General features: G+C 32.3%; 7 protein-coding genes. 6 read left to right on the plus strand and 1 reads right to left on the minus strand.

What is annotated here, in order from left to right; translation table 11 throughout:
• Positions 1-4: 4 nt before the first annotated feature.
• The 5 genes from PW5551_RS08350 to bcp all read left to right on the plus strand — a co-directional run bounded on the left by PW5551_RS08350 (position 5) and on the right by bcp (position 4,520).
• The gene (locus tag PW5551_RS08350; protein ID WP_113075323.1) at positions 5-1,465 is read left to right on the plus strand and encodes a rhamnulokinase family protein; all 1,461 of its coding nucleotides are present in this window, start codon (positions 5-7) and stop codon (positions 1,463-1,465) included.
• Positions 1,466-1,906: 441 nt separating this feature from the next.
• The gene (locus tag PW5551_RS08355) at positions 1,907-2,530 is read left to right on the plus strand and encodes a pyroglutamyl-peptidase I (protein ID WP_113075324.1); all 624 of its coding nucleotides are present in this window, start codon (positions 1,907-1,909) and stop codon (positions 2,528-2,530) included.
• Positions 2,531-2,621: 91 nt separating this feature from the next.
• On the plus strand, positions 2,622-3,257 hold the full coding sequence (locus PW5551_RS08360; RefSeq protein WP_113075325.1) for a class II aldolase/adducin family protein: 636 nt from the start codon (positions 2,622-2,624) through the stop codon (positions 3,255-3,257).
• Between the two features lie 59 nt (positions 3,258-3,316).
• Positions 3,317-4,021 (plus strand): hypothetical protein, encoded by a 705-nt coding sequence (locus PW5551_RS08365; protein WP_113075326.1) that lies wholly within the window; start codon positions 3,317-3,319, stop codon positions 4,019-4,021.
• Between the two features lie 16 nt (positions 4,022-4,037).
• Positions 4,038-4,520, plus strand: coding sequence for a thioredoxin-dependent thiol peroxidase (gene bcp, locus PW5551_RS08370; RefSeq protein ID WP_113075327.1), 483 nt, complete (start codon positions 4,038-4,040; stop codon positions 4,518-4,520).
• A gap of 45 nt (positions 4,521-4,565) precedes the next feature.
• Here bcp and PW5551_RS08375 read toward each other — a convergent pair whose 3' ends face one another.
• The gene (locus PW5551_RS08375) at positions 4,566-5,057 is read right to left on the minus strand and encodes a ferritin (RefSeq protein WP_113075328.1); all 492 of its coding nucleotides are present in this window, start codon (positions 5,055-5,057) and stop codon (positions 4,566-4,568) included.
• A gap of 176 nt (positions 5,058-5,233) precedes the next feature.
• Here PW5551_RS08375 and PW5551_RS10570 point away from each other — a divergent pair.
• Positions 5,234-7,070, plus strand: a 1,837-nt coding sequence (locus PW5551_RS10570) for a methyl-accepting chemotaxis protein (RefSeq protein WP_113075329.1), incomplete at its 3' end; no start/stop codon positions are given.

A 7,070-nucleotide genomic window follows, 5' to 3' on the forward strand; every position in this document is an offset into this window, starting at 1 on the left:
AAAGTTGAAACATGTACATTTGGCAGCAGATCTTGGTGCTTCCGGAGGCAAGGTATTTACAGGTAATGTTCATAACGATAGGCTTACTTTGCAAGAAGTAAATAGATTTCCAAATAGACCTGTAAGTATAAACAGAATAGACTTTTGGAATGTTTTAGGGTTATACGAAAATATATTGGAAAGTATAAAGTTAGCTATGAATAAAAATCAAGAAATACTTTCTTTAGGAATAGATAGTTGGGGTGTTGATTTTGGCCTATTAAATAAAAACGGCCACCTAATAAGCAATCCTATTCATTATAGGAACATGTTTAAGACAAATATTATGCAAGAAACAATAGAAGAAGTAGGGAAAAAATGGATATTTGACCATTCTCCAACCCAATTTCAGCCTTTCAATAGCCTTTATCAGATATTAGCTTATAAAAGGTATGCACCAGAGTTCTTAGAAATTTCTAAAGATTTACTAACTATTCCTTCTTTGTTCAATTATTTTTTAACAGGAGAAAAAACTATAGATTTTACGATGGCCACGACAACTCAGATATACAATCATCGAAAAAGGGATTGGGATGTAGAAATAATTGAAAGGTTTGAAATCACTGATATATTGCCAAAAATAGTTCCTGCTGGAACAAAAGTAGGAAAGATTAAAAAAGAAATCATCGATAAAAGTTCAAATATTGAGGTAATTCTACCTGCAAGTCATGATACTGGATCGGCTTTTGCTGCTATTGCTTCTGATCCAAAGGATACGCTGTATATAAGTTTGGGTACATGGTGTTTAACTGGGGCTATTGTAGATGAAGTTCCCTTTAGTTATGAACTTATGGAAAACAATCTGGCTGCAGAAGGATGTCTGGATGGTTCATATAGGATTTTAGCTAACGTTACAGGAATGTGGTTGATTCAGGGGATTATAAAAAGTTTGAATTTACCAGATAATGGTGAGACATATCAAAAAATCACAAAAATGGCAGAAGGCGCCGAACCATTTTCATCATATATAAACGTGGATGATCCTTCTTTGCAAAATCCCGATGATATGATTCAAGCTGTTAAACGACAATCATTCAAAGATAGTAATATAGAATTAAAAGATGATTCACAAGTAATAAGAACAATTTTAGAAAGTATAGCTTTTAGAATAAATGAAACAAAAGAAAAGTTGTCAAAAATATTAAAAAATAACTTTAAAAGAGTTCATGCTGTAGGAGGTGGAACTAGAAACGAGTTACTCTGTCAATTTATTTCAGAAGCAACAGGATTACCAGTTATAACTGGTCCGGTGGAGGGAACAGCTGTAGGTAATTTAGTTTCCCAACTTTATGCTTTGGAATATTTAAAAGATTTTGATGAAATTAGAGAACTTATAAAAAGATCGTTTGAATTTAAAAACTATGAACCAAAAAATCACGAGATTTGGCAAGAAGCCTTCAATAGATTTAAGTATAAAAATAAATAAAAATATTCTGGTATGGTAAAAAAAGATATGATATAATTTGCAAAGAAAGAAGCGGATGAAAAAAGATGATATGATACCTCCAAAGTAGTTTTGTAATTTTTATTAAACACGTGTCTACTTTGGTTGATTTTTATTCTCCTTTTTGAAGGGTTAATATAATAGAATTCCCCTCTTGAGAGGGGTGTCAGACTGAAAGTCTGACAGGGTGTGGTCACAGACGGGGTAGTTGCTTGTGAAGTGGATTTTCAATTTGCTAAAAGCAAATTAAAGANTGACTACCCCGTCTGCAGCATAAAACGCTGCATCCACCCCTTCGAGGAAGGGGAATTAAACAGACTACCCCGTCTGCAGCATAAAACGCTGCATCCACCCCTTCGAGGAAGGGGAATTGAATCTGGACTTAAGTCAATATAGTAGAAGAAAAAATTTAGGAGAGATAATATGAAAGTACTATTAACTGGGTTTGAACCTTTCGGTGGTGATGAACTTAATCCTACCAAGAAAATTGTAGAAAATTTAGAAGGTAAAAGCATAGAAGGTGCTCAAATTGTTACCAAAGTATTGCCTGTAGTGTTTAAAAAAGCGGATAAGATTCTAACAGATTTATTAAAAGAGACTAAACCGGAGATAGCAATTCATTTAGGCTTAGCTGCTGGTAGAAGTAGCATTAGTTTGGAAAGAGTTGCTTTAAACTTAATGGATGCAAGAATTCCAGATAATGAAAATTATCAACCTAAAGATGAACCAATAAGAAGGGATGGAAATACAGCTTATTTTTCAAAGTTACCTATAAAAGAAATTGTAGAAGAACTAAGAAAATCTGGAATTCCTGCTATTGTTTCAAATACTGCAGGGCTATACGTTTGTAATGAGGTAATGTTCTTAAGTTTATATCACTCAGAAAAATTTGGTTATCCTCTAAAAACAGGTTTCATACACGTGCCTTATATTCCTGAGCAAGTCGTTGATAAGTTTACCTATTACGGTCAAAGTATACCAAGTCTACCTTTAGATATACAAATAAAAGCAGTTGAAGTAGCTATAAACAAAACAATAAAACTCTAGATAAAGGTTACACACCTTTTGGTGATGTATATTGTGGCTTTTTAAGTTGCTATGAAATGAGAATAAATTTTTTAGAAAGGAAGATAATAAAATGAATGTAAAGCAAAGAGTTATAGAATTATGTCAAAAGATTTCCAAAGAAGGTTTAGTAAAGGGTACATGGGGTAATATTTCTATTAGAGAAGGAAAAAAAGTTTATATAACTCCTTCGGGATATCCTTATGATAAAATGAAAGAAGAAGATATAGTTGTAATTGATTTAAATGGGAAAATCATTGAGGGTTTTAGAAAGCCTTCTTCAGAATTAAAAGTACACATTGCAATTTATAATGAAAGGCAAGATGTCAATTGCGTTTTACACACACACCCTGTGTATTCTTCAATAGTTTCATTAGTGAAAGATTTTATACCTCCGTTAATAGAAGATGGAGTAATGATTTGTGGTGAAAGAATAAATGTATCAAAATATGGTGAACCTGGCTCATGGGATCTTGCAAATAATGTTTTAAATGCACTTGGAACTAACAATGCAGTTATTTTAAAAAACCATGGTTTGGTAACTGTAGGTGAAAATGAAAACGAAGCCTTGACTGCTTCTATTGTTGCTGAAAAAACCGCACAAATCTATATTGAAGCTTTAAAAATTGGGGAAATTTCGATATTATCAGAAGAAGATGCGAAAAAATTAAGAGAAAAATATCTGAAATCTTATAGACAAAAAGAATAGATTTTTTAATGCAAGTAGTTATAGAAAAATAAAAATCTTTAATGGAGGAGGAAAAGAAAATGGAGAAGAAAAGTTTTCTGTTGATTTCGTTGATACTTTTGCTGAGTTTTATGTCTTTTGCCGAATTAGAGAGAGGGGGACAATATGGCGGTCTTGGTGGAGCAGATATTGGAGCACAGTGGATAGATGTAGAAAATTTAAATAAGGTGTTGCAAAGTAAAAATCTTCCACAATTAAACGACGTTGTAATGGTTAATGGTGGTGGCGGTTATGGAGTTATGGGAAGGTTTATAATAGGTGGAGAAGGATACGCGATATCCACTAGAAACAAATCCAACAAAAAAACTGTTCAACTTGATATTGGGTATGGATTATTTGATTTAGGATATTTGGTTTTTTCAAGAAATGCCTTAAGAGTATATATTTTGGGAGGTATTGGTGGAGGGGAAATGTCGTTAATAACTTCTCAAGAACCCGAATTATCAGATTTTAATTCTCAATTAGAGAATTACAATGAAAATCATTTTAACACAGAGTTTCCTGTTTTCAAAATAGGTTTGAATGGTGATTATATTTTGACTTTCAGTGGTGATTCCGCAGCAGGAGGATTGGCTATAGGAATATCTGCGGGATATGTTTTTGCCCCAGTTGGATATGTAAGTCAGTGGAGATTAGCAGAGCAAACTATTGGTGATGTTCCTGATTTCGGCCCAAGTGGACCATATGTTACCATTAGAATTGGTGGTGGAGGGATAGCCTTTTAAAAAGGGGAGAATAAAAATGAAATATCTTAAAATTAACGTAGGGGATAAAATACCTGAATTTTCTTTAAATAATGAAGAAGGGAATGAAATTAATAGCAACGATTTTTTAGGCAAATGGGTGGTGTTGTATTTTTATCCCCGAGATAATACTCCTGGATGTACTAAAGAAGCCGTTGACTTCACAAAGTACATAGACGAATTTAAGAATCTTAATTGTGAAGTAGTCGGAATAAGTCCGGATAATGAAAAAAAACATCATAATTTTAAACAGAAGAATGATTTACAAGTAATATTATTGGCAGATCCAGAACATCAAGTTTTAGAACAATTTGGAGTATGGCAATTAAAAAAGAGTTATGGAAGAGAGAATTGGGGAGTAGTTAGAACTACTTTTTTAGTAGATCCGAAAGGGATAATTAAAAAGGTTTGGGAAAATGTGAGCGTAAAGGATCATGTTTCAACTGTCTTAAAAAGTTTAAAAGAATTATTAGAAGATTAAAAAGGGAGCTTGGCTCCCTTTTTATTTGATATTTTAAATCAATTGTTATTCTCTGCTACCTAATTGCCCGTTAAACATGAATAATGCAGTTTTGTTGTCTCCAATCATTTCTAAGGTATCGACAATTTTCTTAGTATTAGCTTCTTCTTCTATTTGTTCTGCGACAAACCATTGTAAGAAATTTTCAGTCGCATGGTCATGAATTTCTTTTGCTAAATCTACTAGATCATCAATTGATCTTGTTACTGTGAGTTCATGATTATATGCTTCTTTAAAGGCACTAAGCGGACTATCCCAACTCTTTGCGGGCTTGTCAATTTTATCCATTTCTACTGTACCATCTTTGTCGTAAATATAATCGTAGATTTTTTGAGCATGAGATAATTCTTCTTTGCTTTGTACTTTCATCCATTTAGCAAATCCATCCAAATTCAAAGAATCGAAATATGCTGCCATTGAAAAATAAAGGTAGGCAGAGAAAATTTCTTTGTTAATTTGTTCATTTAAAGACTTAACCATCTTATCATCTAATTTCATAGTATCCTCCTTCGCTATTTTTTTAGGAAATAATTAGTATAATAATTTCTATAAGTTAATTATAACCTAATTTTTTTTCTTTTATATTAAAATTATTTTTAACTTTTTTAACTTGCGAGATTTTCCTATATTATGTTATAATACATCAAGAAACCGTTTCCATAAGGAGGGATATTATGTCAGAGGAAAATAACTTTAAAATTCCTTGGTTTAAAAGATTTGGAAATAAGATTGGACTACTTTTAATTGTCTTTGCACTGATACCTAGTATATTTTTGGTTAGTTATATTACTATTTCAATTCAGAATAGATCAGAAGAAAATGAGCAGAAAATAACTGAATTAATCGACAATCTAACCCAGGATTATCTTAACCAAATTATCGAGTTCAACTTCTTAGTTCAGGAACAATTAAATCAATATAATGAGTACCTAGATGGCCAAATTAAATATTTAGAATCTGAATTAACCACTCAAATAGAAGAAAATTATACTAATTCCTTTGATGAATCACTAAAAACGCTAAGTGACATTTTTCTAAATTTCATCGAGTCTCAAGAAAATGAACTTGAAAAGACAGGAAAGATGATAGCCTCTATTCCAAGTATAAAAGAGAAAACAGCTTCAAAGAGTATCTCTTTGGTAGAAAGATATAGCTTACTAGAACCATACGTTACCGCTCAACAATATAACGGCATGCAACTGTGGATTATGAGTCCCCCGGATACACGTGGTAGCGGATTGGACATAGAAGTAAAAAATGTCTCGTACAAAGTTCAAAACAAAGCTGAAACCTATTTGAAAGGCTATGAATATACAAAGCAATTGAAAATGGATGATTTTTTAAAGGAACAGTTTGAAAAAATTTTGGATCTAGGATATTTGACGCCCATTATACAAACAAAATCTTTTGATTCAAGACCTTACTTTGTTGGGATATTCCCTATTGCAGACCCTATAGCTACTAATACGGTAAATGGATTTTTAGTAGTTTTAGAAGAGTTTGAAAATCAAAAATTACTTGAGATATCTAGATTAATAGATGGTTATATATCTTTATATGACAGTAATTTTAGCGTTACTTATTCAAATCTACCACAAGAAGAATTATCAATTAACCAAAATAAAATTAATGATCAATTCGTAATTGAAGAAATATTAAACAAACAATTAAGAAGTTATTATTTTGCCACAGAAAAATTTGATGGTATTTATGTTCAAATATCTAAAGAATTTGAAACTATTGAAACTAATGTTGATTTATCACTACAAAAAACCTTTCAATTACCAGCTTTTTCACCAAAACAGGCAAGTTTTGAAATAGAAATGGGATTATCAGAAGTTATTAGAAATATTATAATTATCTTAATTATTTTAATAGTTGCTATAATAATATTTTCTTATTGGTTTGGGCAGCAGTATGGTAACCGAATTAAATCTTTGACAGAAAAGTTAAAAGAACTTACCTCGGGAGACCTAACAGTAGACTTTGAAAGTAAAAGCAAAGACGAAATAGGGCAAATGGCGAATGCGTTATCAGGAATGAGTAAAGAACTAAGAAAATCGATGGGATCGATAAAGCAAGCATCAAGCAAAGTAGAAAGTGCATCAAAAACGCTAACAAACTCATCACAAGAAAGCAGAAAGAACTCAGAAAAACTAAAAGCACAAATAGACAAAATACAAACAAGTACAGAAGAAACAGCGGGGAATGTAGAAGAAGTAACCTCAGGAGTAGACGAAGTAGCAAGGGCAGCACAAGGGGTATCGCAAGATGCACAAAGGTTAAACGAAGAAGCCGAAGAAACGAACAAGGCAGCGCAAGAAGGAAGTAAAACGATAGAAGAAATAAACGAAACGGTAAAAGAAGCGGTAGGAAGGACAAAAGAAAGTCAAAAAGAAGTAGAAAAACTAGCAAGCAATGCAAAAAACGTACAAAGCATAGTAGAAACGATAAGCTCGATAACGGAACAAACGAACCTATTAGCGTTAAACGCAGCGATAGAAGCGGCAA

The sequence above is a fragment of the Petrotoga sp. 9PW.55.5.1 genome (assembly GCF_003265365.1).
Lineage (GTDB): Bacteria > Thermotogota > Thermotogae > Petrotogales > Petrotogaceae > Petrotoga.